The sequence below is a fragment of the Sphingomonas sp. BL-S-29 genome (assembly GCF_055521495.1).
The window spans coordinates 780,254-803,637 of the sequence record NZ_CM145482.1 but is presented as its reverse complement, the minus strand read 5'-3'; the positions used below and the strand labels follow the sequence as shown (position 1 = coordinate 803,637).

24 protein-coding genes are annotated in these 23,384 nt (G+C 67.0%); 17 read left to right on the top strand and 7 right to left on the bottom strand.

From position 1 onward, the window contains the following. The first annotated feature begins 147 nt into the window (after positions 1-147). The 4 genes from ACZ1I2_RS03880 (at position 148) to ACZ1I2_RS03865 (ending at position 3,589) form a co-directional block, all read left to right on the top strand. On the top strand, positions 148-1,065 hold the full coding sequence (locus tag ACZ1I2_RS03880) for a sugar phosphate isomerase/epimerase family protein (protein ID WP_465175075.1): 918 nt from the start codon (positions 148-150) through the stop codon (positions 1,063-1,065). Continuing rightward, complete coding sequence (locus tag ACZ1I2_RS03875; RefSeq protein ID WP_465175077.1) at positions 1,062-2,225, top strand: Gfo/Idh/MocA family protein; 1,164 nt, start codon at positions 1,062-1,064, stop codon at positions 2,223-2,225. The genes ACZ1I2_RS03880 and ACZ1I2_RS03875 overlap by 4 nt, the downstream gene beginning before the upstream one ends. After that, positions 2,222-3,274: a sugar phosphate isomerase/epimerase family protein gene (locus ACZ1I2_RS03870; RefSeq protein WP_465170951.1), complete on the top strand. Its 1,053-nt coding sequence runs from the start codon at positions 2,222-2,224 to the stop codon at positions 3,272-3,274. The genes ACZ1I2_RS03875 and ACZ1I2_RS03870 overlap by 4 nt, the downstream gene beginning before the upstream one ends. Positions 3,275-3,346: 72 nt before the next feature. Then, the gene (locus ACZ1I2_RS03865) at positions 3,347-3,589 is read left to right on the top strand and encodes a DUF559 domain-containing protein (protein WP_465170952.1); all 243 of its coding nucleotides are present in this window, start codon (positions 3,347-3,349) and stop codon (positions 3,587-3,589) included. Between the two features lie 217 nt (positions 3,590-3,806). Here ACZ1I2_RS03865 and ACZ1I2_RS03860 read toward each other — a convergent pair whose 3' ends face one another. Continuing rightward, positions 3,807-4,562 (bottom strand): ThuA domain-containing protein, encoded by a 756-nt coding sequence (locus ACZ1I2_RS03860; protein ID WP_465175078.1) that lies wholly within the window; start codon positions 4,560-4,562, stop codon positions 3,807-3,809. Positions 4,563-4,693: 131 nt separating this feature from the next. On the opposite strand from ACZ1I2_RS03860, the gene ACZ1I2_RS03855 reads away from it, so the two are divergent. Continuing rightward, positions 4,694-5,257: a gluconate 2-dehydrogenase subunit 3 family protein gene (locus ACZ1I2_RS03855; protein WP_465175079.1), complete on the top strand. Its 564-nt coding sequence runs from the start codon at positions 4,694-4,696 to the stop codon at positions 5,255-5,257. A gap of 33 nt (positions 5,258-5,290) precedes the next feature. Continuing rightward, complete coding sequence (locus ACZ1I2_RS03850) at positions 5,291-6,979, top strand: GMC oxidoreductase (protein ID WP_465175080.1); 1,689 nt, start codon at positions 5,291-5,293, stop codon at positions 6,977-6,979. A gap of 75 nt (positions 6,980-7,054) precedes the next feature. On the opposite strand, the gene ACZ1I2_RS03845 is transcribed toward ACZ1I2_RS03850, so the two are convergent. Both ACZ1I2_RS03845 and ACZ1I2_RS03840 read right to left on the bottom strand, forming a co-directional pair. Continuing rightward, positions 7,055-7,507, bottom strand: a complete 453-nt coding sequence (locus ACZ1I2_RS03845) for a hypothetical protein (protein ID WP_465175081.1) — start codon at positions 7,505-7,507, stop codon at positions 7,055-7,057. Beyond that, entirely contained in the window at positions 7,507-8,664 is a 1,158-nt protein-coding gene (locus ACZ1I2_RS03840; RefSeq protein WP_465181577.1) for a serine hydrolase domain-containing protein, read from the bottom strand. The genes ACZ1I2_RS03845 and ACZ1I2_RS03840 overlap by 1 nt, the downstream gene beginning before the upstream one ends. A 1-nt stretch (position 8,665) precedes the next feature. On the opposite strand from ACZ1I2_RS03840, the gene ACZ1I2_RS03835 reads away from it, so the two are divergent. Next, complete coding sequence (locus tag ACZ1I2_RS03835) at positions 8,666-8,986, top strand: hypothetical protein (protein WP_465170958.1); 321 nt, start codon at positions 8,666-8,668, stop codon at positions 8,984-8,986. Between the two features lie 27 nt (positions 8,987-9,013). On the opposite strand, the gene mnmA is transcribed toward ACZ1I2_RS03835, so the two are convergent. Continuing rightward, complete coding sequence (gene mnmA, locus ACZ1I2_RS03830) at positions 9,014-10,126, bottom strand: tRNA 2-thiouridine(34) synthase MnmA (protein ID WP_465174007.1); 1,113 nt, start codon at positions 10,124-10,126, stop codon at positions 9,014-9,016. Positions 10,127-10,266: 140 nt separating this feature from the next. Here mnmA and ACZ1I2_RS03825 point away from each other — a divergent pair, with 140 nt between their 5' ends. The 3 genes from ACZ1I2_RS03825 to ACZ1I2_RS03815 all read left to right on the top strand — a co-directional run bounded on the left by ACZ1I2_RS03825 (position 10,267) and on the right by ACZ1I2_RS03815 (position 11,258). Next, positions 10,267-10,521, top strand: a complete 255-nt coding sequence (locus ACZ1I2_RS03825; protein WP_465170959.1) for a hypothetical protein — start codon at positions 10,267-10,269, stop codon at positions 10,519-10,521. A 71-nt stretch (positions 10,522-10,592) separates the two neighbouring features. Continuing rightward, the gene (sciP, locus tag ACZ1I2_RS03820; RefSeq protein ID WP_465170960.1) at positions 10,593-10,892 is read left to right on the top strand and encodes a CtrA inhibitor SciP; all 300 of its coding nucleotides are present in this window, start codon (positions 10,593-10,595) and stop codon (positions 10,890-10,892) included. Positions 10,893-11,006: 114 nt separating this feature from the next. Beyond that, positions 11,007-11,258, top strand: coding sequence for a GlsB/YeaQ/YmgE family stress response membrane protein (locus tag ACZ1I2_RS03815; protein WP_465174008.1), 252 nt, complete (start codon positions 11,007-11,009; stop codon positions 11,256-11,258). Between the two features lie 54 nt (positions 11,259-11,312). On the opposite strand, the gene ACZ1I2_RS03810 is transcribed toward ACZ1I2_RS03815, so the two are convergent. Continuing rightward, the gene (locus ACZ1I2_RS03810; protein WP_465170961.1) at positions 11,313-12,035 is read right to left on the bottom strand and encodes an SIMPL domain-containing protein; all 723 of its coding nucleotides are present in this window, start codon (positions 12,033-12,035) and stop codon (positions 11,313-11,315) included. A 276-nt stretch (positions 12,036-12,311) separates the two neighbouring features. Here ACZ1I2_RS03810 and ACZ1I2_RS03805 point away from each other — a divergent pair, with 276 nt between their 5' ends. The 3 genes from ACZ1I2_RS03805 (at position 12,312) to ACZ1I2_RS03795 (ending at position 18,038) form a co-directional block, all read left to right on the top strand. Further along, positions 12,312-13,499: an efflux RND transporter periplasmic adaptor subunit gene (locus tag ACZ1I2_RS03805; protein ID WP_465177189.1), complete on the top strand. Its 1,188-nt coding sequence runs from the start codon at positions 12,312-12,314 to the stop codon at positions 13,497-13,499. A 12-nt stretch (positions 13,500-13,511) separates the two neighbouring features. After that, the gene (locus ACZ1I2_RS03800) at positions 13,512-16,682 is read left to right on the top strand and encodes an efflux RND transporter permease subunit (protein WP_465175083.1); all 3,171 of its coding nucleotides are present in this window, start codon (positions 13,512-13,514) and stop codon (positions 16,680-16,682) included. 90 nt (positions 16,683-16,772) lie between these two features. Then, positions 16,773-18,038 (top strand): DUF445 domain-containing protein, encoded by a 1,266-nt coding sequence (locus tag ACZ1I2_RS03795; protein WP_465170963.1) that lies wholly within the window; start codon positions 16,773-16,775, stop codon positions 18,036-18,038. A 4-nt stretch (positions 18,039-18,042) separates the two neighbouring features. Here ACZ1I2_RS03795 and ACZ1I2_RS03790 read toward each other — a convergent pair whose 3' ends face one another. Further along, positions 18,043-18,729: an HAD family hydrolase gene (locus ACZ1I2_RS03790; RefSeq protein WP_465170964.1), complete on the bottom strand. Its 687-nt coding sequence runs from the start codon at positions 18,727-18,729 to the stop codon at positions 18,043-18,045. 62 nt (positions 18,730-18,791) lie between these two features. Here ACZ1I2_RS03790 and ACZ1I2_RS03785 point away from each other — a divergent pair, with 62 nt between their 5' ends. The 4 genes from ACZ1I2_RS03785 to ACZ1I2_RS03770 are packed head-to-tail and all read left to right on the top strand — an operon-like array spanning position 18,792 to position 22,310. After that, complete coding sequence (locus ACZ1I2_RS03785; protein ID WP_465170965.1) at positions 18,792-19,898, top strand: ABC transporter permease; 1,107 nt, start codon at positions 18,792-18,794, stop codon at positions 19,896-19,898. Further along, positions 19,895-20,752 (top strand): ABC transporter ATP-binding protein, encoded by an 858-nt coding sequence (locus ACZ1I2_RS03780; RefSeq protein WP_465175084.1) that lies wholly within the window; start codon positions 19,895-19,897, stop codon positions 20,750-20,752. Before ACZ1I2_RS03785 ends, ACZ1I2_RS03780 begins: the two co-directional genes overlap by 4 nt. Continuing rightward, positions 20,752-21,723, top strand: a complete 972-nt coding sequence (locus ACZ1I2_RS03775) for an MlaD family protein (protein WP_465170967.1) — start codon at positions 20,752-20,754, stop codon at positions 21,721-21,723. Before ACZ1I2_RS03780 ends, ACZ1I2_RS03775 begins: the two co-directional genes overlap by 1 nt. Continuing rightward, complete coding sequence (locus tag ACZ1I2_RS03770) at positions 21,720-22,310, top strand: ABC-type transport auxiliary lipoprotein family protein (RefSeq protein ID WP_465175085.1); 591 nt, start codon at positions 21,720-21,722, stop codon at positions 22,308-22,310. The genes ACZ1I2_RS03775 and ACZ1I2_RS03770 overlap by 4 nt, the downstream gene beginning before the upstream one ends. A gap of 130 nt (positions 22,311-22,440) precedes the next feature. Here the strand turns inward: ACZ1I2_RS03770 and ACZ1I2_RS03765 are convergent, their stop codons facing one another. Then, a complete protein-coding gene (locus ACZ1I2_RS03765) occupies positions 22,441-23,304 on the bottom strand; it encodes a peptidylprolyl isomerase (protein ID WP_465175086.1) in 864 nt (287 codons plus the stop codon). Positions 23,305-23,384: the final 80 nt, after the last annotated feature.

Genomic DNA, 23,384 nt, shown 5'->3' with positions numbered 1-23,384 from the left:
TGACCTGGCCGCGCGGTCGCATGGCGCGACCGGCGGCTGTTGTTGCGGCTTGCATCGCCGCGCCTCCCGGTCAATCATATAGGATGGGAGCGCACAACAGGTGCGAAGGAAGCGGCGCCAGCCCGCGACTCCCGATGGAGGGGTCCGATGCTCGATCGCCGTACTTTTCTCGGTGCCACAGGCGCTGCCATTGCCACCGCTTTCCTGCCGGCCGATGTCCATGCCCGTGCCCATACGATGCCGCTTGGGCTTCCGCCGGGGCTCCAGCTCTGGGCCGTGAAGGACGATCTGGCGAAGGATTTTGCCGGTACGCTGAAATCGGTCAAGGCGATCGGCTATGACCGGGTCGAGGCCGCCGGCTGGGTCGGCCTGTCGCCCGCCGATTTCCGCAAGGGCGTGGCCGCAGCCGGGCTCGATTGCATCTCCTGCCATTATTCGATGCGCGACCTGATGGACGAATTCGAAACCAAGCTCGCCGCCGCGCGCGAGGTCGGCGTCACATTTTTCGTGGCCTCTTCCCCCGCCTCGGCGAAACCGCTCGATCCGAAGCGCCCCTGGATTCAGGCCGTCGCCGAGGCGATGACGCTCGACGACTGGCGCCGCAACGCCGCGCGGATGAACGAGGTCGGCGCGCGCGCGAAAGCGCTCGGCATGCGCTTCGCCTATCACAATCACCCGGCCGAATTCCTCGCTTATGACGGCAAGGTCGCGTTCCACGAATTGCTCGAGCACACCGATCCCGCGCTCGTCGCGTTCGAGCTCGATCTCGGGTGGGCCGCCGCGGCCGGGCATGATCCGGCGCATGTGCTGAAGGAGCATGGCGCGCGGATCGAGCTGCTCCACGTCAAGGACATCGCGACGAAGGAACGCAAGCCGGGGCGGATCGCCGACGACCTGACCACCGTACCCGTCGGCAAGGGCAGCATCGACTGGCCATCGGTCTTCGCCGCCGCCAAGGCTGCACCGATCAGGGGCTGGTTCGTCGAGCAGGAACCGCCATGGGTCCAGCCCCCGCTCGCCGCGATCGCCGAGAGCATGGCCTATCTGAAGACCCTCGCCGCATGACGGCCGGTCCCGTCAGATACGCTATGGTCGGCGGGGGCGAGGGCGCCTTTATCGGCCCGGTCCACCGCACTGCGGCCGACATCGCCGGCAATTGCCGACTGGTGTCGGGCGCATTGAGCAGCGACGCCGAACGCGCGAAGCGCTCGGGCGTCGGGGCGGGCATCGCGCCCGACAGGAGCTATGCCAGCTATCAGGCGCTGCTCGACGGCGAGAAGGCGCTGCCCGAGGACGAGCGCGCCGAGTTCATCGCGATCGTCACCCCCAACCATGTCCATGCGCCCGTCGCCATCGCCGCGCTGGAGGCGGGCTTTCCGGTGCTCACCGACAAGCCGCTGACCGACACGCTCGACGCCGCGCTCGCTTTCCAGGCAGCGGCCACCCGCACCGGCGGACTGGTCGGCGTCACCCACACCTATCTCGGTTATCCGATGGTGCGCCAGGCCCGCGCGCTCGTCGCGGCGGGCGATCTCGGCGCGGTGCGGCGCGTCGCGGTGCGTTACACGCAAGGGTGGCTGGCCGGGGCCGGCGACGCGGTCGGCAAGCAAGCGGAATGGCGGATCGATCCGGCGCGCTCGGGCCTGGCCGGCGCGTTCGGCGATATCGGCACGCATGCCTTCAACCTGGTCGAATATTTCACCGGCGAGCGCATGACCCGCCTCTCGGCGGAACTGCGAGCCGCGGTGCCGGGCCGGCTGCTCGACGACGATGGCGCGGCGATGTTCCACCTCTCGGGCGGGGGGCGCGGCACGCTGGTCGCCAGCCAGATCTGCACCGGCGATTCGAACGGGCTGGAGATATCGGTCTGGTGCGAAAAGGCCGGGATCCACTGGCATCAGGAGCATCCCAACCATCTGCGCGTCGCGCGGCGCGGCGGGCCGGAGGAGATCTGGACGCCCGGCGTCGACCGGACCTATCTCGGCGAGGCGGCGATGCGCGTGACGCGCGTGCCCTCGGGCCATCCCGAGGGTTATCTTGAGGCCTTCGCCAATATCTATCGCGATTTTGCCGACGCAGTGCGCGGCAACGCGCCCGCCTCGCCCTGCTATGCCAGCCTCGCCGATGGCGTCGCCGGCATGCGCTTCATCCAGGCCGCTTGTGACAGCAGCGCGGGCGGCGGCACTTGGACCCATCTTGGGACCGATCTTGGAGACGATGCATGAAGGGTCCCGCCATCTTCCTGGCGCAGTTTGCCGGCGACACGGCGCCGTATAATTCGCTTGGCGCGATCGCCAGATGGGCGGCCGATCTCGGTTATGCCGGGGTACAGATCCCGACATGGGATGCGCGGCTGTTCGACCTGAAACAGGCATCCGAAAGCCAGGATTATTGCGACGAGGTCGCCGGGGTGTGCGCGGAAGCCGGGGTCGCGATCACCGAGCTGTCGACTCATCTCCAGGGCCAGCTCGTCGCGGTGCACCCCGCCTATGACGAATTGTTCGACGCCTTCGCCCCCGCCGAAGTGCATGGCAAGCCGGCCGAGCGCACTGAATGGGCCAAGGAACAGGTCCGCATGGCCGCCCGCGCCAGCCGCCGCCTGGGGCTCAACGCGCACGCCACCTTCTCCGGCGCGCTGCTCTGGCACACCATGTATCCCTGGCCGCAGCGCCCCGCCGGCCTGGTCGAGGAAGGCTTCAGGGAACTGGCGACACGCTGGCTACCGCTGCTCGACGTGTTCGAGGAGAATGGCGTCGATGCATGCTTCGAGATTCATCCCGGCGAGGACCTGCATGACGGGATCAGCTGGGAGCGCTTCCTGACCGCGGTCGGTGAGCATCCCCGCGCCAACATCCTCTACGATCCCAGCCATTTCCTGCTGCAGCAGCTCGATTATGTCGACTTCATCGACCGGTACCACGACCGCATCCGCATGTTCCATGTGAAGGACGCCGAGTTCCGCCCCAATGGCCGCGCCGGCGTCTATGGCGGCTATGCCGACTGGGCCGACCGCCCCGGCCGCTTCCGCTCGCTCGGCGATGGCCAGATCGATTTCGGCGCGATCTTCTCGGCCTTCACCAAATATGACTATGCCGGCTGGGCGGTGGTCGAATGGGAATGCTGCTTCAAGCACCCCGAACAGGGCGCCGCCGAAGGCGCGCCGTTCGTCGAAGCGCACATGATCCGCAAGGCCGACCGGGCGTTCGACGACTTTGCCGGGACAGCGCCGGATGCGGCGAGGAACCGGCGGATTTTGGGGCTGGAGCGGGACTAACTTCTCCCCTCCCTGAAAGGGAGGGGCCGGGGGTGGGTTGGCGAGCGAAGCTCGCCGCTCTACGCTAGCCAAATGCGCCGCGTCCCGAAGCTGATGACAGACCGAGCCAGATCGCTCCGCCGGGAAGCGACGCCGGCCGAACGCGCACTCTGGCAGTTGGTCTCCCACTACCGGCCCGCCTTCACACGCCAACTCGTCGTCGATCGCTACATTGTCCATCTGGCCTGCCGAACAGCAAAGCTGGCGGTCGAATTCGACGGCAGCCAACATCACGACCAGACGGACTATGACGCGGAACGCGCTGCCACGCTCTAAGCACTGGGCTGGCGCGTCATCCGTCTCTGGAACAGCGACGTCGTGACCAATCCGGAAGGCGCCGCCGAGCACATTCTGTCGGAAACCGCCGAGTGCCTCGGCGGAACCCACCCAGTGCGGCAGCAGCCCTGTCCCCCGGACAGGGCCAAGAGCTGCCGCACTCCCCTCCCTTCCAGGGAGGGGAGAAAAAGAGAGCCGCGCTACCGCTGAGAAGACCCTACCGCCGCAACACCCAGTTCAGCCCATTCTGCAGCTCGCGCAGGAACCACGGGTCCTGATACGCCTCGGCGCCGTGCCCCATCGCGGTGTAGAACACCCGTCCGCCCTCGAACTCATGCACCCAGGCCACCGGATTGGGGTTTACGTCCGCCTCGCCGATCGATCCCGGGTCGACCGTCGCCAGCAGATGCAGCCGCGGGTCGTAATCGTCGTAATAATACCATTCGTCGACATGCCGGCTGATCGGCGCGAGGCCCCTGGTCACTGGATGCTTCGAATCCACCACGGTCACCGTCCCCTCGGGCGTACCCTTGGGGTGGCGCTGGAAATAGCCGCCGATCATCCGGCCGTACCACGGCCAGTTATAGTGCGAATCCGCCGCGGCATGGATGCCCACGATCCCGCCGCCGCGATGGACAAAGGCCTGGAGCGCGTCGCGCTTGCTGCCGGTCAGCCATTCCGAGGTCGGATCGCTTTTCCTGCTGGTGTTGCTGATCAGGATGATCGCCTCCACGCCCTTCAGCCCCTCGGCGCTGAAAACGTCGGGATCGGCACTCGCGACTATCGTCACGCCCATCTTCTTGCCCATCGCCTGCAGCGCCGCCACGCCCGGTTCGATCGAGGCATGGCGATAGCCGGTCGAGTAAGTGAAGATCAGGACGCGCGGCGCTTCCTTTGCCCAGGCAGCACCGCCACCGACCAGGGTCAGCGCGCCCAGGAGGATCGCCAGCAGGCGAAGCACATGTCTCATCATCGATCCTCCCCACGGCCCGCGCTCTCCAGCTTGGTACCGCTAACGCTAAAGGCTGGACAAGGTCCACTCCGCCCGGCAGTCTGGCCTGCAAGCTGGAGGCGCACAAGCGCCCAGATGCAGAGGATGGTGGAATGGTCGACGGCCCCGGGCTCGACAGCACAGCACTCGATCGCCGTGCGCTCCTGCGCAGCGCGATCCTGCTCGTCGGCGGCACCATCGCCGGCCTGCCCGACATCGCCTTTGCGACCGCTCCCACCAGGGCCTTCTTCACTGCCGGAGAACGCGCTGTGCTCGATTCGGTCTGCGCCGCCCTGATCCCGCGCACCGATACGCCCGGCGCGCTCGAGGCCGGCGTGCCTGCCTTCATCGATGCGATGATGACCAACTGGGCAGCGCCGAAGACGGCCGAACGCTTCCGCTCGGTGCTGGCCAATATCGACAATGCCGCCCGCACGGAAACCGGCAAGGGTTTCGCCGCGCTCACGGCAACCGAGCGCGATACCCGCCTTGCCGCGCTCGACGCCGCCGCTTTCGCGAAAAACGACTGGGACTGGCGGCGGTTCAAGAGCCTCGCGCTGACCGGCTATTATCTGTCGGAGCCCGGCGCGACTCAGGAACTTCGCTACGAACTGGTGCCGGGCGCGTGGGAGCCAGGGGTGAAGATGGGTCCCGACACCCGCGCCTGGGCGGTGTGACATGACGATTTCGGGGATCATCGGGGGACGGCAATGAGCTTCGACGCGATCGTCATCGGATCGGGCATGAGCGGCGGCTGGGCCGCCAAGGAACTGACCGAACGCGGCCTCAAGACGCTGGTGATCGAGCGTGGCCGCCATATCGAGCATGGCAGCGACTACACCGACTCGCTCTCGCCCTGGGAGCTCGACAATTACGGCCAGGTCTCGGAGTCCGAAATCGAGGCCGATTATGAGGTGCAGAGCAAATGCTATGCCTTCTCCACCGCCAACAAGCATTTCTGGACGAAGGACAGCGACCACCCCTATACCACGCCCGAGGACAAGCCCTTTTACTGGATCCGCGGCTATCACCTCGGCGGCCGATCGCTGATGTGGGCACGGCAATCCTACCGCCTGAGCGAGATGGATTTCGAATCCAATGCGAAGGACGGCTATGGCACCGACTGGCCGATCCGCTATCCCGACATGGCCAAATGGTACGACCATGTGGAGACCTTTGCCGGCATCTCCGGGTCGCTGGAGGGGCTGTCGCAACTGCCGGACGGCAAATATCTCCCTCCCATGGCGCTGACCCCAGTCGAGGCGGAATTCGGCCGCAAGATGGAAGCGGCCTTTCCCACCCGGAAGCTGATCACCGGGCGCTGCGCGCATCTCACCGCGCCGACGCCCGAGCATGAAGCACTCGGCCGCGGCGCCTGCCAGTACCGGTCGCTGTGCGAGCGTGGCTGCTCCTATGGCGCCTATTTCTCCAGCCTCAGCGCAACCCTGCCGGCGGCGAAGAACACCGGCAACCTGACCATCGTCACGGACGCGATCGCGCACAGCATCGTCTACGACCCCAAGACCGGCAAGGCATCGGGCGTGCGCGTGATCGACCAGAACACGAAGGTCGGCACCGTCCATGAGGCGAAGCTGATCTTCCTGTGCGCCTCGACCTTCGGCACCGCGCAGATTCTGCTGAATTCGACCTCGGAGGCCTTTCCGACCGGCCTCGCCAACCGCTCCGACATGGTCGGGCGCAACGTGACCGATCATATCAGTGGCATGGGCGCGGCCGGCACCTATCCCGGTTTCGAGGATATCTATCATCACGGTCGCCGACCGAACGGCTTCTACGTCCCGCGCTATCGCAACGTGACCGAGCCCGGCGACGGCTATACCCGCGGCTTCGGCTTCCAGGGACGCGGGCTGCGCTCGAGCTGGCAGCGCGGCATCGGCGAACCCGGCACGGGCGCAGCGCTCAAGACGAAACTGCGCAAGCCCGGGCCATGGACGCTGAACCTCAATGGCTTTGGCGAGATGCTGCCCCGGCCGGAGAACCGCGTCACGCTTCACCCGACCCGCACCGACAAATGGGGCATCCCGATCCTTCATATCGACGTGTCGCTCGGGCCGCAGGACCTGAAGATGATCGACCAGGCCAGTGCCGATGCGAAGGCGATGCTGGAGCTCGCCGGCTGCACCGATATCACCCAGACCAGACATTATGGCGGGCTGGGCCTCGGCATCCATGAAATGGGCACCGCCCGCATGGGCAAGGACCCGAAGACCTCGGTGCTCAACGGCTATAACCAGGCACATGACGTGCCTAACCTGTTCGTCACCGATGGGTCGTGCATGGCCTCGTCCGGCTGCCAGAACCCGTCGCTGACCTATATGGCGATGTCGGCGCGCGGCGCGCACCATGCGGTCGAGTTACTGCGCGCCGGCAAGGCCTAGATCGCTTCGGCTATTCTTTCTGCTTCCCCGGCGAAGGCCGGGGAAGCATTGAAGGAGGTATGTGCGCCGCAACGACTACTCGGTCGGGGCGCAGGCCTTGCCGGTGTTCGCGCAGAACAGCTTGAGCACGTCGCCCTTGAAGTCGAGCTTGCCGATCGACGTCATCGTCGCGGCAATCACGCCGGGCATCGCGGTGCGCTGACGGACGGCCGCGCTGGTTTCGACCGCGGCGACCAGCGCCCGCAGGTCCTCGACCGACAGCGCCGCGGCATAGGCATGGCCCTCGGCATCGAGCAGCCGCCCGGTTTCCGCGGCGGCGACCGCCTTGGCCGTGGCGCGCAGCTCGGCCTTTTCGGCGTCGCTCAGCTCCTTGTGCTCCGCGACCAGCTCCTCGGTCTCCTTGGCCGTTAGCAGCGGCACCAGCGCCGCGAGCGTCCCCGCATCGGCCAGCCGCCGGCCGAGCAGCTCGGCCTCGCTCGACGGCGCCGCCGCCTGCAGCATGACGGCAACCAGCATCGTCCCGATCATCATGTCCCTCCCGGCCGGTCGAATCCGGCGACGACATCGCCGAGCGTCTGCATCAGCGCCGCATTGCGCTTGTCCGGCGTATTGCCCAGCCGCACCACCACGATCCCGCGGCCCGGCCCGCTGTCCGGGCTGGCGATCACCAGCTGGCCGAGATGCCCGTCGGCGGCGACGGCGCTCGCCGGGCCCTTGCCGGGGAACAGGGTCGCCTTGCCTTCGGCCCCGCCCGGCCGGTTGAGCCAGGTCTGCGCGCCATATTCGGCGTTGGTCGGCGAGGGCGTCTTCATGAAGGCCAGCCAGGCCGGATCGACCACCTGCCGCCCGTCGGCCGCCTTGCCGTCGAGCAGCAGCCCGCCGATCCGGCCCCAGTCGTCGAGCGTCATGTGCAGGATCGACCCGCCGATCTGCGTGCCGGCACCGTCGAACTCGAGCACCGCGCTGGTGATACCCGCGGGCCGGAACAGCCGAGCCTCGGCGAACGCGGTATAAGCCTTCGCCCGCACTCGCGGATCATGGCTGTCGGTCAGCGTCCGCGACACGATCTCGGCAAGGATGATGCTGGTCAGCGAGCTATAGCGGAATGCGGTGCCGGGCCGGGCCTCGAGCGGATGGTCGATCGCCGCCATGGCCATGGCGGTGGTGTGGCTCACGAACAGCGTCTGGTTGGTGTCCGATTTCTCGACCGGGTCGCCCACCTCGACATGCTGCAGTCCCGACGACATCTGCAGCAGCTGGCGCAAGGTGATCGCCGCGCGCGGATCGCCGGCCCCGTGCCATTCGGCGATCGGGGCGGGCGCGTCGAGCGTCAGCCGCCCGTCGGTCACCAGCGCGCCGACCAGCATGCCGGTCACCGTCTTCGCCATCGACCAGCTGATGAAGCGGTTGCGGTCCGAATAACCCGGCGCATAGGCCTTGAGCGCCGGGCATCCGTCCGTGGTCACCAGCACGGCGCGGGTTTCGGGGTGGTCGGAAAACAACAAACGGATCGGCGCCATCGACTTCGCCAGGTCGGCGCCGGGGCAGGACGTAGCGGTGTAGGTCGGTCGCGCCTGCGGCGCACCATCGGCGCTCGCCAGGAGCACCGGCACCAGCGCGAGAAAGGCGGCCTTGCGCAGCATCGCCACCACGATAGGGTGCACGCCCATGAAGGCAAGGCGCATCATGGCAGGTCTGGGAGTGCTGCTGCTGGCGTTGCTCGCCGCGGCTTTCCTCTACGCCCGTTCGCTCACGCCCCAGCTCGAGCTCGGCACCGGCTATGCCGCCCGCGTCGCCTGCGCCTGCCGCTATATCGGCAACCGCGACCTGCAGAGCTGCCGCGCCGATTTCGAACCCGGCATGGAAGCGATCCGCCTGGCCGACGATCCGGCGACGAAAACGGTCACCGCCTATGTCCCCCTGATCGCCAGCCGCTCGGCGACCTACGATCCGGTGCTCGGCTGCCAGCCCGAACCGTTCAAAGGCACGCCGCTGAAAGTCCGCTAACTCCCTATCCCGCACGGGAGTAGGATTTCAGGCAGCTTCGCGCGCGACGGCCCGCTCCGTTTCCTCGATCCACCCGCCGCCGAGCACGCGCTCGCCGGCATAGAGCACCGCCGCCTGGCCCGGCGCGACGCCATATTCGGGCGCGTTGAACACCACCCGGTCGCCGATCAGCCGCGCCGGCACCGGCTTGGCGAGCGAGCGCACCTTGGCGGTGAGCGGCCCGTGATGATCGCCGCCGATCCAGTTGATCTCCGACAGCCGCGCCGCCTCGACCGCCAGCGCGGCCTTCGGCCCGACCACCACCCGGCGGCTCTCCGGCTCGAGCCGTACGACATAGAGCGGCTCGGGCGTCCCGCCGATCTCCAGCCCGCGCCGCTGGCCCACGGTGAAGTGGATCAGCCCGCGATGCTTGCCCAGCGTCCGTCCGCCCTCGTCGACGATCTCGCCGCTGGTATCGGCCTCGGGCCGGAGCTTCTTGACCAGCGAGGCATAGTCGCCATCGGGCACGAAGCAGATGTCCTGGCTGTCGGGCTTGGCCGCGACGCCCAGCCCCAGTTCCGCCGCCAGCTCGCGCACCCGGGTCTTGGGCAACCCGCCCAGCGGGAAGCGCAGATAGTCGAGCTGGTCCTGCGTCGTCGCGAACAGGAAATAGCTCTGGTCCCGCGCCGGATCGACCGCGCGGTGCAACTCGGCCCCGGCGGCGCCTTCGACCCGGCGGACATAATGACCGGTCGCCAGGCAATCCGCGCCGAGGTCGCGCGCGACCTGGAACAGGTCGGTGAATTTCGGGCCCATGTTGCAGCGGACGCAGGGGATCGGGGTGCGGCCGCGCAGATATTCGTCGGCGAAGCCGTCGATCACCTGATCGCGAAAGCTCGATTCATGGTCGAACACATAATGCGCGATGCCCAGCCGGTCGCAGACGGCGCGCGCATCGCGGATGTCGCGGCCGGCGCAGCAGCTGCCGGCGCGGCCCACCGCCTCGCCATGGTCGTAGAGCTGGAGCGTCACGCCGATCGTCTCGGCGCCGCTGCGCGCGGCGAGCGCCGCCACCACAGAGCTGTCCACGCCGCCCGACATCGCGACGACGATGCGCCTGCCGGTCAGGTCCGGCCCCAGCTGGAAATCGCCCTCGGTCATCATGCGCGCCAGATAGGCGCGCAGGGCCCGCGATGCAAAGCCGCGGATCTTTTCGCGCCGTTTGAATCGGCTTTACCAGAATTTCAGACCCTTTGCCTAAGCCGGGCGTTGATCGAGTCTCCGACGCCGGAAAGGGCGCTATGGATCTGAGTTTTTCCCGGTTCGAGGCTGACGCCAGCGTCACCGTCCTCCCGCCCGACCTGGCGGTGCTGATGGTGGGAATCGCCGCGCGCCAGGCCGCGAGCCCGACGGCGCGGCACCAGGCCCATCTCGTGCCGGCGCCGAGCCGGCGCCACTGGTTCGCCCCGGACCATGGCGCGTTCAATCCGGCGGTCGCCGACATGATGACTCGGGAACATGAAGGAATGAACCCGTTATTTACTGAGCCGCTTTAGCCGGCGTTCAAGTCCGCCGGGTAGTGATGGTGCAGAAAAGATGGGGCCGCTGCCCCGATCGAGGTTGATAGATGATCGAAAACCAGAAGATTCGCCCCGCCAAAGTCATCGGCCCGCTCGGCGAACCGCTGACCCTCGACACGCTGCCCCCGCCCGAGACGACCCGCTGGGTCGTCCGCCGCAAGGCCGAGGTCGTGGCCGCCGTGAATGGCGGGCTGTTGTCGGTCGACGAAGTGTGTGACCGTTACGGCCTGACCGTGGAGGAATTCGCGGGCTGGCAGCGGGCGATCGACCGTTCGGGCATGCCCGGGCTGCGGGTGACACGCATCCAGCATTATCGGTCGCTGTACGAGCGCCAGCAGAATTATTGACGCTGGACGGGCCGCGTCGCTGAATCGAGCGAAACGCTCGCGGAACAAATCCAAGCAGTCATGAGTCTTTCCCGTCGGAACCCGGACTAGCCGGGAGCAACGGAGGGAAACATGGTGGGTCTTATTGTTTGGCTCGTGGTGGGTGGCGTCGTCGGCTGGCTCGCCAGCATGGTCATGCGTACCGACGGGCAGCAGGGTATCATTCTGAACGTCGTGGTCGGCATCATCGGTTCAGTGATCGCGTCCTTCCTTTTCGGAGGCGGGATCAACCAGGTCATCACGGTGACGACCTTCGTCTATTCGCTGATCGGCGCGATCATCCTGCTCGCAATCGTCAATCTGGTTCGCCGCGGCTCCGTCCGCTAAGCGCCAGACCAGCATCAAGGCGGGCCGCCCGGGCAACCGGGCGGCCCGTTTCGTTCATTTCAGCAGGAACCGGACATTGACCGAAACGGTCACCTCCGTCTCGCCCGGCACCACTCGGGTCGAGGCGTCCATGCCCGCCGCCGCGCGATTGCTGAACATGATCGGCTGCGGCGTGCTGCCGTCATTCTGGCCGGCTTCCGCAATCGACAGGATCCGCGACACAGAGAGACCGGCGGCGCGCGCATAGAGCTCGGCACGCGCGCGGGCGCGCTTCACCGCATCCGCCCGCGCCTCGTCCAGCGCCGCCTCGGGCTGGTCGATCGAGAGGGTCGGGCCGTCGATCTGGTTGGCGCCCTGCGTCACCAGCGCATCGAGGATCGCGCCCGCTTTGGCGATGTCGCGAAAACGGATCGAGACGCTGTTGCTTGCCTGATAGCCGGTGACGATCGGGGGCTGGCCATCAGTGTAGCGATATTGCGGGCTGAGCGACACGCTCGCCGTCCGGTTGTCGCGCGGGGCCACACCGGCGCGCTTCAACGCGTCGAGCACCGCCGCCATGCGGCTGGCATTTTCGGCAAGGGCCGCGGCGGCCGTCGCGCCCTGGGTCACCACGCCGGCGCGGATCGTCGCGACGTCGGGCACGCGGGTGGTTTCGCCCTGGGCAGTGACGTCGAGGATCGCGCCATCGGCAACGATGGTTGGGGTCACCTGAGCCGCGGCGGGCGACAGGCTGAGCGGCAAGGCGGCGAGCGCCACGGCGGTCGCAAGGTAACGCATCAATAATACTCCCGAATCGACCGGGCCGATCTGGCCCGCACATCTTTCCTGCGCCACGTCTGCCAACCTGAGCTGAACGGTCGATCCGACGCTGGACCCAGATCGGTGATATGCAACGATTTCTTCGCGATGACGAGGCGCCGCACTTGCGAAAACGGCCCGAAACGGCCATGGCCGCTGCGGCGCAAACGACCCCTTGAGGTCGGTGACTTATTTCTATAATACAGTAGAACGATAACACGACGCCGATCGGGCGGGACGGGGAAAGTGACGCACATGAATTACGGGCAGCCGACCTTCGGTTCAGACGATCCCCTGGCGCTGCCGGGCGAGGGTCGGTCGAAGCGCCGTTGGTGGATCATCGGCGCGGCAATCCTGGCGGTTCTCATCGTCATCGGGGTCTATTTCGCCATGTCGAGCGGCAAGAAGGACGGCGCGGCCGCCGCCGCCGCGGGCGGCAAGACCGAGCAGCTGCCGACCGTCTCGGTCGCCATTCCCGGCCGCCAGGCCTCGGCGCGAATCATCTCCGCGACGGGATCGCTCGCCGCGCGGCGCGAAATGCCGGTCGGTGTCGCCGGCGAAGGCGGCATGGTCACGCGCGTGCTGGTCGAGCCGGGCCAGTGGGTCGGCGCGGGCCAGGTGCTCGCGACGGTCGACCGCGCCGTGCAGGTCCAGACCGGGGCCTCGCTTGCCGCGCAGGTCAATGTCGCGCGGTCCGACGCGGCCATCGCCCAGTCAGAGCTCGACCGCGCCCAGGCGCTGGTCAATCGCGGCTTCATCTCCAAGGCCGATCTCGAGCGCAAGGCCGCCACCCGCGACGCAGCGGTGGCGCGCGTGCGCGTCGCTCAGGCGCAGCTGGCCGAGCAGAATGCCCGGACCGGCCGCCTCGACATCCGCGCGCCAGCCGCCGGCCTGGTGCTGACCCGCGCCGTCGAGCCCGGCATGGTGATCAGCTCCGGCTCCGGCACGCTGTTCCGCATGGCCAAGGGCGGCGAGATGGAAATGCGCGCGCAGCTGAGCGAAGCCGACCTGGTCGGCCTCCCCCTCGGCGTGAGCGCTGAGGTCGTGCCCGTGGGCGGTGACACCGCCTTTTCGGGTCAGGTCTGGCAGGTTTCGCCAGTCATCGACCCGAACACCCGCCAGGGCGTCGCCCGTATTGCGCTCAGCTACAATCCGGCGCTCAAGCCCGGCGGCTTCGCCTCGGCGACGATCCGCCGCGGCTCCACTGACTTGCCGCAGCTGCCCAACTCCGCGATCCAGAGCGACACCAAGGGCAATTTCGTGTACGTCGTCGGCAACGACAACAAGGTCGTCCGGCGCGCAGTGAAGCTCGGTGAGGTCTCCGACAGCGGCGTCGCGATTGCCGAAGGCCTGGCCGGCAATGAGCGCGTCGTGCTCTCGGCCGGTGCCTTCCTGAACGCCGGACAGAAGATCAAGCCCGTCCTCCAGAAAACGCAAGGCTAAGGGTCTTACCTCATGAGCTTTCGCAACATCTCCGCCTGGTCGATCCGGAACCCGGTTCCGTCGATCGTGCTGTTCTTCATGCTGACGGTCGCCGGCATCGTCAGCTTCAGCACGATGGAGGTGAACAACAACCCGGACATCGATTTCCCGGTGGTGATCATCCAGATCAGCCAGCCGGGCGCGGCGCCGACCGAACTGGAGAACCAGGTCACCCAGAAGGTCGAATCCGCGGCCCGCAGCCTGCAGGGCATCGACGAGATCAACTCGACCGTGACCGAGGGCAGCTCCACGACGGTCGTCCAGCTCAACATCGGCACGCCGATCGACCGCGCGGTCGAGGATGTGCGCAGTGCGGTGCAGCAGATCCGTTCCGACCTGCCCGACGGCATCCTCGAGCCGCAGGTGTCGCGGGCCAATACCTCCGGCGACGATCTCGCCAGCTATGCCGCGGTCGGCACCGACATGACGATCGAGCAGCTGAGCTGGTACATCGACAATAATGTCGCGAAGGAACTGCTCGCGGTTCCGGGCATGGCGACGGTCAGCCGCAATGGCGGCGTCGATCGCGAAATCCGCATCATCCTCGATCCCGCCAAGCTCCAGTCGCAGGGCCTGACCGCAAGCCAGGTCAACCAGCAGCTGCGCCAGGTGAACCTCAACGCCGCGGGCGGCCGCGCCGAGATCGCGGGCTCCGAACAATCGGTCCGCGTGCTCGGCAACGCCAAGAACGCCTATGAGCTCGGCCAGACCCAGATCGCCGTCGGCGGCGGCCGCACCGTCAAGCTGTCCGACATCGCGCAGGTCCGCGATCTCTATGCCGAGCAGCGTTCCGCCTCGGAGATGAACGGCCGCCAGGTGCTGAGCTTCGACTTCCAGCGCTCCAAGGGGGCGTCGGACGTCTCGGTCTACCAGGGCGCCAAGGAGAAGCTGGCCGCGCTCGAGAAGCGCAACCCGAAGGTCCATTTCCAGCTGATCTTCAACGAAGTGAAATATGCCGAGCAGCAATATCACTCGGCGATGGAAGCGATGGTCGAGGGCGCGGTGCTCGCCGTGCTCGTCGTCTTTCTGTTCCTGCGTGACTGGCGCTCGACGATCATCTCCGCGCTGGCCATCCCGCTGTCGGCAATCCCGACCTTCTGGTTCATGGATCTTCTCGGCTTCAACCTGAACCAGATGACCCTGCTCGCGCTGAGCCTGGTGGCCGGTGTGCTGGTCGACGATGCGATCGTGGAGATCGAGAACATCGTCAGGCACATGCGCATGGGCAAGACGGCCTATCAGGCGTCGATCGACGCCGCCGACGAGATCGGCCTGGCGGTGCTTGCCACCACCATGTCGATCGTCGCGGTGTTCCTGCCGGTCGGTCTGATGCCGGGTGTCTCGGGTCAGTTCTTCAAGAATTTCGGCCTGACCGTCGTGGTTTCGGTGCTGATGAGCCTTGCCGTAGCGCGTCTCGTGACGCCGATGATCGCCGCCTATTTCCTGAAGGCGCATGGCGAAGCCAAGCATGGCGAAGGCCGCCTGATGGACATGTACATGTCCACGCTGAAATGGACGCTCAGGCATCGCTGGTCGGCGATCGTCGGCGGCGTGGCGTCGTTCGCGCTGACCATCGTGCTGTTCGGCACCTTGCCGATGACCTTCCAGCCCGACCAGGACCAGGACGCCAGCACGGTCAACGTCGAGATGGTGCCCGGCACCACGCTCGATGAGACCAAGGTCGTCGTCCGGCGCGTCGCCGACTTCCTGCAGAAGCAGCCCGATGTCGAATCGGTCTATTCGCGCGCCTTTGTCGGCAACGGCCGGGTCACCGCGATCTACAAGGAAAAGAAGTCGATGAAGAGCACGGAGTTCGAGCGCTCGCTCGCTCCGACGCTCGCGCAGATCCCCGATGCTCGGGTCTCGTTCCGATCGAACAATGGCTGGGGCGGCAGTGGCCGCGACCTGACCATCACGTTGGGCGGCGACGATCCCGTGCAGCTGACCGCGACGGCGGTGAAGATCGTCGAGCAGATGGGCAAGCTGCCCTCGCTCGTCGCGCCGCGCATCACCGGTGACCTGAAGCGGCCCGAGATCGTCATCCAGCCACGCATGGACCTGGCGGCCAATCTCGGCGTCACGACTCAGGCACTCTCCTCGGCGATCCGCATCGCGACCTTGGGCGACATCGACCAGAACAGCGCGAAATTCTCGCTGTCGGATCGCCAGATTCCGATCCGCGTCGCGCTCGATCAGAACGCGCGTCAACGGCTGTCCACGATCCAGAACCTGCCGGTGCAGACCGCGACCGGCGGCTCCGTCCCGCTCAGCCTGGTTGCCCAGATCGGCTTCGGTGCCGGCCCGACCAAGATCGATCGGGTCGCGCAGCAGCGTCAAATCACGATCGGCGCCGATCGCGGCAACGACAAGAACGGCAAGCAGATCGTCTCCAGCGAAGCGATGAAGCAGATCCACGCCCTGCCGGCGATGAAGAACCTGCCGGTCGGCATCAGCGAATTGACGCTCGGCCAGGCCAAATGGCAGGCGGAGATGGTCAACAACTTCATCGTCGCGGTGGTGGCGGGCATCTTCCTCGTCTTCGCCGTGCTGGTGCTGCTGTACCGCCGCCTGCTCCCGCCCTTCGTCAACATGCTCTCGCTGCTGGTGGCACCGCTGGGCGGTTTGCTCGGCCTGCTGGTGACGGGCAATCCCGTGTCGATGCCGGTCTATATCGGTATCCTGATGCTGCTCGGCATTGTCGCCAAGAACTCGATCCTGCTGATCGACTTCGCGCTGGAGGAGATCAACAAGGGCGTCGAGACCGTCACCGCGATCATCGATTCCGGCCACAAGCGTGCCCAGCCGATCGTCATGACCACGGTCGCGATGGTCGCCGGCATGGTGCCGACCGCCCTGTCGCTGAGCGGCGACGGATCGTGGCGTGCGCCGATGGGCATCGTTGTGATCGGGGGGCTCACCCTCTCGACCGTGCTGACGCTGCTGATCGTTCCGGCGAGCTTCAGCCTGGCCGTCGGCATCGAACGCTGGATCGGGCCGAAGCTTGGCCGTCGCCTGCTCACCTATCGCCCGGGCGACGACGGCCGGCCGGTCATCGACCATGATCCGGGGCCGCACCGGATCGGGCCGAAGCCGACGACCATCGTGCACCGGCCCGGTGAAGACGAACCCCAGCCAGCCGAATGAGGCGTCGGTCCGGCTCCATCATTCGTCCGGGCCGGACGCCAAATCGACTCTCCACTTGAACAATCCCGGGTTTCGGGGATTGTTTCGGGCATGAAGCTGCTCGCCCGCGCACCTCGTAACGGGGAACCGACCCCTGCGGGCCTACGCCGGATGCGCTGGATCGCGACCGGACTGCTCGTGCTGATGGCGGCGATCTTCCTGGGCGCGCGCGCGATCGGCCCGGTCCATCCCGTCATCGGCTTCGTCCGGGCGTTTGCCGAGGCGGCGATGGTCGGTGGCCTGGCCGACTGGTTCGCCGTCACCGCGCTGTTCCGTCATCCGCTCGGCCTGCCGATCCCGCACACCGCGATCATCCCGCGCAACAAGGATCGCATCGGCGAAACGCTGGCGGCGTTTCTGCGCGACAATTTTCTCGTGCCGGGCGTCGTCGCGCGGCGCATGCGCCAACTCGATGTCGCCGGCGCCGCCGGCCGCTGGCTGGCTAGCCCTGCCGGCACGCAGGGCCGGTTACGCAAGGGCGCCTCGCGCCTCGTCGCCAACATGCTCGAGGCCTTCGACCCGCAGCGGCTTGGCGGCATGGTCAAGACCACGATCGGCCAGCGCCTGCGCGCGCTCGACGTCGCGCCCCTGCTCGGCCAAGCGCTGACCGCCGCGATCGCCGAGGGGCGTCACGCCCCCCTGCTCGACGGCATCATCCGCTGGGCGGCCAAGGTGCTGGCGGCAAACGAACACATGATCCGCGCGATGGTGCATGAGCGCGCCGGATCGGTGATGCGCTGGACCGGGCTGGACGAAACGCTTGCCAACAAGATCATCGATGGCCTCGACAACCTCCTCCACGATATGGCCGAGGATTCGGAGCATCCCTTGCGAGCCAAGGCCGAGGAGGGCCTCGTCGCGCTCGCCCATGACCTGCAGCATGACGAGAAGATGCGCCTTAGGGTCGAGGCGCTGAAAGCCGAGATCATCGAGAACCCCGCCATGCAGCGCTGGCTCGACGGCCTGTGGGAGAGCGCGCGCGCCGGCATGCTGCGTATCGCGCGCGACCCTGACGCAGCACTCACCGGCCAGCTCGGCGAAGCGCTGCGCCAGCTGGGGGACACGCTGCAACACGACGAGATGCTGCGCGCGACGATCAACCGTTTCGTCCGCCGCACCGCGGTCGGTATGGCCGCCGATTATGGCGACGGCATCGTCCGCCTCGTCTCGGAGACAGTGCGCGGCTGGGATGCCCGCACCATTACCACGCGGCTGGAGAATGCGGTCGGCAAGGACCTGCAATATATCCGGGTCAACGGCACGCTGGTCGGCGGGCTGGTCGGCCTGATCATCCACAGCGTGGATATGCTGCTTTGATCCGCTATCGCTCCCAGTCGACGATCGGCCAGCCCTTTTCCCGAGCGAGGGCCCTGAGCGGCCCATGCGCGTTGACCGCGAACGCTTCGTCGGCCCAGTCGAGCACTGGCGCGTCCGACACGTGATCAGAGTAGAAGCGGATCGCCACATCGGCCCGCTCCATGCCGTTCACCGCCATCCAGGCCTGGATCATGCGGAGCTTGGCCGGACCGTAGCAATTCTCCCCCGCGATCCGGGCGCGCAGCCGGTCCTCGACACGCTCCACCTCGGTACCGATCACGTCGTCGAAACCGAGCCGATCGGCGATCGCGCTCGCATAGAAGCGGTAGGACGCGGTCGCCATCACCAGCCGGTATCCCGCCGCCTTGTCCGCCGCGATCTGCGCGCGGGCGCCGGCGAAGATGCCCGAGGCGACGACCGAATCGGCGAAACGCGCCGCTGCGCGTCGGGCCTCGCTGTCGCGCATCGCGTGACCGAGCAGCAGGCGCTGCGTGATCTGCTTCAGCCGGGCGCGATCGATCGCCTTCACGGCATAGGCGGCCGCCGCGATGCCGGCGAGTGGCAGCAGGGCCAGCCGCCAGGGCGCCTGGCGCCGCGCCGTCTGGATGAGGAAGTTCGTCCAGGTCGGCGCGTGCGTGATGGTCTTGTCCATGTCGTAGATGGCAAGCTTGTGCGGGAAAGGCGTCTGCATCGCTTCATCCTATGCACGGCGCGGCTTGCCGATCCAGCGCGATTGCACCAATGGTGTGCGATATGAACGAGATGGCCGCCTTCTCGCACGACAGCGCCGGTAACGGCGATGTGCTGCGTTTCACCGGCAATCTGTCGCTGGCGCAGATCGGCGACCTGCCGGAGCGGTTGCGCGGTTATGGCGGCCCGGTCGACGTGATCGACCTGAGCGGGATCGACCGGATCGACACGATCGGCGCCTGGCTGATCCATCGCTTCGCGGCCCAGCACAGCGCCCGAATCGAGGGGCTGAATCCCGACGGCACGCATCTCCTCCAGCAGGTCGAGGCGGCGGACCAGCATGTCGCGATGCGGCCGGCGGTCGAATCGGGCCTGATCCGCGTGGTCGGCGAGGTCGGCGACGCCATCGTCATCGGGCTGAAGACGCTCTACGGTCTGCTCGGCTTTCTCGGCGCGACGGTGATCGCGTTCGGCAACGTCATTCGCTATCGCCGCTTCCGCTTCAACGCGACGGTCCAGCGTTTCGAGGTGGTCGGCGTCACCGCGCTCGGCATCATCGGGCTGATGAGTTTCCTGATCGGTATCGTCATCGGCCAGCAGGGCGCCGTCCAGCTCCGCCAGTTCGGCGCCGAGGTGTTCACGATCAACCTGATCGGCCGAATCACCCTGCGCGAGCTCGGCGTGCTGATGACCGCGATCATGGTCGCCGGCCGGTCGGGCTCCGCGTTCGCCGCGCAGCTCGGCACGATGAAGCTGACCGAGGAAATCGACGCGATGCGCACGATTGGCGTATCGCCGATGGAAGCGCTGGTGCTGCCCCGGGTCATCGCCGCCGTGGTGATGATGCCGTTGCTCGGCTTCTACGCCTCGCTCATCTCGATCATTGGCGGCGGGCTGTTCTGCTGGATCTCGCTCGGCATCCCACCGATCACCTTCGTCCAGCGCATCCGCGAGGTCGTGCCGATCACTGACCTGTGGGTCGGGCTGGTCAAGGCACCGGTGTTCGGCGCGATCATCGCCATCGCCGGCTGCTTCCAGGGCATGCAGGTCGAGGCCGATGCCGAACAGGTCGGCATGCGCACCACGGCCGCCGTGGTTCAGGCGATTTTCCTGGTGATCGTGCTCGACGCGTTTTTCGCCGTGTTCTTCACCTGGATCGGCTGGACATGAGCCCCGACAAAAGCGGCAACAAGAGCGGCGAGACCGTCATCTCCGTGCACGGACTGAAGAACAGCTTCGGCGAGCAGGTGGTTCATGACGGGCTCGAGCTGGAGGTGAAGCGCGGCGAGATTTTCGGCGTGGTCGGAGGCTCCGGCACGGGCAAATCGGTGCTGATGCGATCGATCATCGGGCTGCAGGTGCCCGATGAAGGCGAGATCACCGTGTTCGGCGAAAACACCGTCAACCTCGACGAGAATGAAGCGGTCAATATCCGCAAGCGCTGGGGCGTGCTGTTCCAGGGCGGCGCGCTGTTCTCGACCCTGACCGTCGCCGAGAATACCCAGGTTCCCCTGCGCGAATTCTATCCCGGTCTCGACCAGGCGCTGCTCGACGAGATCGCCGCGTACAAGGTGGTGATGACTGGCCTGCCCGCCGATGCCGGGCCGAAATTCCCCGCCGAGCTGTCGGGCGGCATGCGCAAGCGCGCGGGGCTGGCCCGCGCGCTGGCGCTCGACCCCGAATTGTTGTTCCTCGACGAGCCGACCGCCGGACTCGATCCGATCGGCGCGGCGGCGTTCGACGAGCTGATCGCGTCGCTGCAGAAGACCATGGGGCTGACAGTCTTCCTGATCACGCACGATCTGGATACGCTCTACGCGATCTGCGACCGTGTCGCGGTGCTGGCCGACCAGAAGGTGATCGCGGTGGGCACGATCGACGAACTTCTCGCGCTGGATCACCCATGGATCCAGGAATATTTCAGGGGCCCGCGCGGCCGGGCGGCGACCGCAACGCTTGAGCACAAGCTGCATGCGGAGCAGGCAGCGCAAAGGGCGACGGAACACACAGGGGCTGAGGACTGATGGAAACCCGATCGAACCATGTCCTGGTGGGCGCCGTCGTGCTGATCCTGCTCCTGGTGCTGGCCATCTTCACCGTGTGGATCGCGCGGCTGAGCGGCAGCTCCGAGAAGGAATATGATATCTTCTTCAAACAGTCGGTCGACGGGTTGAACAAGGGATCGTCAGTCGCCTTTTCGGGCGTGCCCTCGGGCCAGGTGAAGGAGATCGCACTGTGGAAGCCCGATCCCCAGTTCGTCCGGGTGCGCATCAGCGTGAACGACGAAACGCCCGTGCTGCAGGGCACCACCGCGACGATCCAGGGCGTCGGCTTTACCGGCGTCAGCGAGATCCAGCTCGACGGCGCGGTCAAGGGTGCGCCGCCGATCGCCTGCCCAGAGGTCCATCCCGAAAATGACTGCCCGTTCGGCGTCCCGGTCATCCCGCCCAAACAGGGCGGGCTCGGCGCGTTGCTCAACTCGGCACCGAAGTTGCTCGAGCGGCTGTCGACCCTGACCGAGCGGCTGACCGAGATGCTGTCGGACAAGAACCAGGCCTCGATCAGCGGCATCCTGGCCAATACCAACCGATTGACCGGGGCCCTGGCCGATCGCGGGCCGGAAATCGCGGCGACGATCGCCGAGACCCGCGCGGCGATCCAGAAGGCCGGCGACGCCGCGCAACAGATCGGCCAGCTTGCCGACACGACCAATGGCGTGATGGCCAATGACGTCCACCCGGCGATGCAGAATCTCAACAAGGCCGTTGCCTCCGCACAGCACAGCATGGAATCGCTCGATTCGGCGATCAACGAGGCGCGGCCCGGCATCCAGTCCTTCTCCAAACAGACCATGCCGGAGGTCGGGCAGCTCGTCCGCGACCTGCGCGTGATGTCGGCCGCGCTCACCTCGGTCGCCGAGAAGATCGACCAGGGCGGCGCCGGCTCGCTGGTCGGTGGACCGAAACTCCCGGACTACAAGGGCAAGACGAAATGATGCGCATCCGCACCCTCATGTTCGCGCTGCTGGCGACGGCGCCACTCGCCGGCTGCATCAGCTTCGGCGCCAAGCCGCCGCCCTCGCTGCTGACCATCACCTCTGCAGCGTCGCTTCCCGCCGGGCAGACCCAGTCCTCCGCCACGGGGGGAACCATCGTCATCCTGGTGCCCGCCGTCTCGCAGGCGCTCGCCACCCAGCGCGTGCCGGTCCAGACCAGCGCGACCGACCTTGCCTATATCGTCAACGCGCAATGGGCCGAGCCGCCCGCACGACTGTTCGCGCGGCTGCTGTCGGACACGGTGAGCGCCAAGACCGGGCGCGTGGTGCTCGGCGCCCAGTCGATGATCGATCCCGGCGCGCGCCTGTCCGGCGAGCTCCGCGCCTTCGGGCTTGACGCCGCATCGTTCCAGGCAGTGGTGACCTATGACGCCGCGCTGACGCGCAAGGACGGCAATGTCGTGGAGAAGCGCCGGTTCGAGGCGCGCGTGCCGGTCTCGGCGATCGAGCCGGGCCCTGCGGGCGTCGCGATCAACCAGGCGGCCAACCAGGTCGCAGCGGAGGTCGCCGACTGGGTCGGCCGCTGACGGACGGCATCTGTTCGAGCAACTGGCGCCTGATATCAGATTGCGACGGAGCCCTACTCGACCCGCGCAAGGCGAGGCCCAGTCGGGCATGATCCTGGCGACAGCCGGGGAACGTTGAATCGAGCCCGCTTCATTTCGCGCCGACGCGGCGGGTCGCCAGCGGCAGATCGCAGATATCGATGCCGCCGAAGCCGACCATCGGCGGGGCCGGATTCTCGCGCAGCTTGATATAGGCGGCGAAGCGTGTGTTATCGGTCGCGCGGTATTCGAACTTCGGCCGCTCGGCCACCGGCAACTGGCTGGCGAGCCGGACCGAAATGATCGTGGTGCGTTCCGGCTCGGTCGCATAGACGCCCATCGCCGCGTCGCTGCGCGGCATCGCTGCCATATATTTCATGCCTTCGATGATGCGCCCGACAATGGTGTAGTTGCGGTCGAGCCGGCGCGCGGCACCGCTGATCGGAGTAAACAATTCAGCCCCGCTGCCGGTCTTGGGCAGGGCATCGCGCGCCACGCCCACCGTGCCGTAGCAATGCGGCACCCAGGCTGCCTTGCCGTCGGTGGCGATCGGCCAGCCATCGGCGGTAACGCCGGATGCAGTCGAATAGGCATCGCTGCGGCTGAGGCGCTGCGCCGCGCCGAACCCCGGAACATCGAATTCCGTCACCACCGGCTCTACTACGTCGGCGGGCAGTGGCTTCTTCTCGGTGGCGTCGCCCCATTGGGTCACCCAGTTTTCCTGAACGCGGTAGACGCTGGTCTCGTCCCACCAATGCGCCTGGGCGAGCTTGCGAACATTGGCGACATGCTCGGGGGCGAAGCGTGGGGCGAGCCGGATCACGACGATACGGTCGCCGGCCAGGGTGACGATCATCAGCTCGTCATCGGGGATCGGTCGCCAGTCGGCGGGGATCGCATCGGAGGGAAGCGGCAACACCGCGGGCGGGGGCGCGGCCTGGGCGCCGGCGAGCAGCGCAAAGAAGGGGATCAACATGACGCCATCCTGGCATGAAGCCCCGCGCCCGCGCAATCGTCCCAGCGGCTTGCGCGCCTGCCCGTCACCCTCTAGGGGGC

Bases quoted from the DNA above. Each gene is read 5' to 3' on its own strand.
- ACZ1I2_RS03865 (WP_465170952.1), top strand. From the start codon at position 3,347: ATGCGCCGCGTCCCGAAGCTGATGACAGACCGAGCCAGATCGCTCCGC.
- ACZ1I2_RS03855 (WP_465175079.1), top strand. From the start codon at position 4,694: ATGGTCGACGGCCCCGGGCTCGACAGCACAGCACTCGATCGCCGTGCG.
- ACZ1I2_RS03780 (WP_465175084.1), top strand. From the start codon at position 19,895: ATGAGCCCCGACAAAAGCGGCAACAAGAGCGGCGAGACCGTCATCTCC.
- ACZ1I2_RS03765 (WP_465175086.1), bottom strand. From the start codon at position 23,304: ATGTTGATCCCCTTCTTTGCGCTGCTCGCCGGCGCCCAGGCCGCGCCC.
- mnmA (WP_465174007.1), bottom strand. From the start codon at position 10,126: ATGACCGAGGGCGATTTCCAGCTGGGGCCGGACCTGACCGGCAGGCGC.
- ACZ1I2_RS03875 (WP_465175077.1), top strand. From the start codon at position 1,062: ATGACGGCCGGTCCCGTCAGATACGCTATGGTCGGCGGGGGCGAGGGC.
- ACZ1I2_RS03845 (WP_465175081.1), bottom strand. From the start codon at position 7,507: ATGATCGGGACGATGCTGGTTGCCGTCATGCTGCAGGCGGCGGCGCCG.
- ACZ1I2_RS03795 (WP_465170963.1), top strand. From the start codon at position 16,773: ATGAAGCTGCTCGCCCGCGCACCTCGTAACGGGGAACCGACCCCTGCG.
- ACZ1I2_RS03785 (WP_465170965.1), top strand. From the start codon at position 18,792: ATGAACGAGATGGCCGCCTTCTCGCACGACAGCGCCGGTAACGGCGAT.
- ACZ1I2_RS03775 (WP_465170967.1), top strand. From the start codon at position 20,752: ATGGAAACCCGATCGAACCATGTCCTGGTGGGCGCCGTCGTGCTGATC.
- ACZ1I2_RS03840 (WP_465181577.1), bottom strand. From the start codon at position 8,664: ATGCGCCTTGCCTTCATGGGCGTGCACCCTATCGTGGTGGCGATGCTG.
- ACZ1I2_RS03770 (WP_465175085.1), top strand. From the start codon at position 21,720: ATGATGCGCATCCGCACCCTCATGTTCGCGCTGCTGGCGACGGCGCCA.
- ACZ1I2_RS03810 (WP_465170961.1), bottom strand. From the start codon at position 12,035: ATGCGTTACCTTGCGACCGCCGTGGCGCTCGCCGCCTTGCCGCTCAGC.
- ACZ1I2_RS03860 (WP_465175078.1), bottom strand. From the start codon at position 4,562: ATGATGAGACATGTGCTTCGCCTGCTGGCGATCCTCCTGGGCGCGCTG.
- ACZ1I2_RS03800 (WP_465175083.1), top strand. From the start codon at position 13,512: ATGAGCTTTCGCAACATCTCCGCCTGGTCGATCCGGAACCCGGTTCCG.
- sciP (WP_465170960.1), top strand. From the start codon at position 10,593: ATGATCGAAAACCAGAAGATTCGCCCCGCCAAAGTCATCGGCCCGCTC.
- ACZ1I2_RS03805 (WP_465177189.1), top strand. From the start codon at position 12,312: ATGAATTACGGGCAGCCGACCTTCGGTTCAGACGATCCCCTGGCGCTG.
- ACZ1I2_RS03835 (WP_465170958.1), top strand. From the start codon at position 8,666: ATGGCAGGTCTGGGAGTGCTGCTGCTGGCGTTGCTCGCCGCGGCTTTC.
- ACZ1I2_RS03870 (WP_465170951.1), top strand. From the start codon at position 2,222: ATGAAGGGTCCCGCCATCTTCCTGGCGCAGTTTGCCGGCGACACGGCG.
- ACZ1I2_RS03850 (WP_465175080.1), top strand. From the start codon at position 5,291: ATGAGCTTCGACGCGATCGTCATCGGATCGGGCATGAGCGGCGGCTGG.
- ACZ1I2_RS03880 (WP_465175075.1), top strand. From the start codon at position 148: ATGCTCGATCGCCGTACTTTTCTCGGTGCCACAGGCGCTGCCATTGCC.
- ACZ1I2_RS03790 (WP_465170964.1), bottom strand. From the start codon at position 18,729: ATGCAGACGCCTTTCCCGCACAAGCTTGCCATCTACGACATGGACAAG.
- ACZ1I2_RS03825 (WP_465170959.1), top strand. From the start codon at position 10,267: ATGGATCTGAGTTTTTCCCGGTTCGAGGCTGACGCCAGCGTCACCGTC.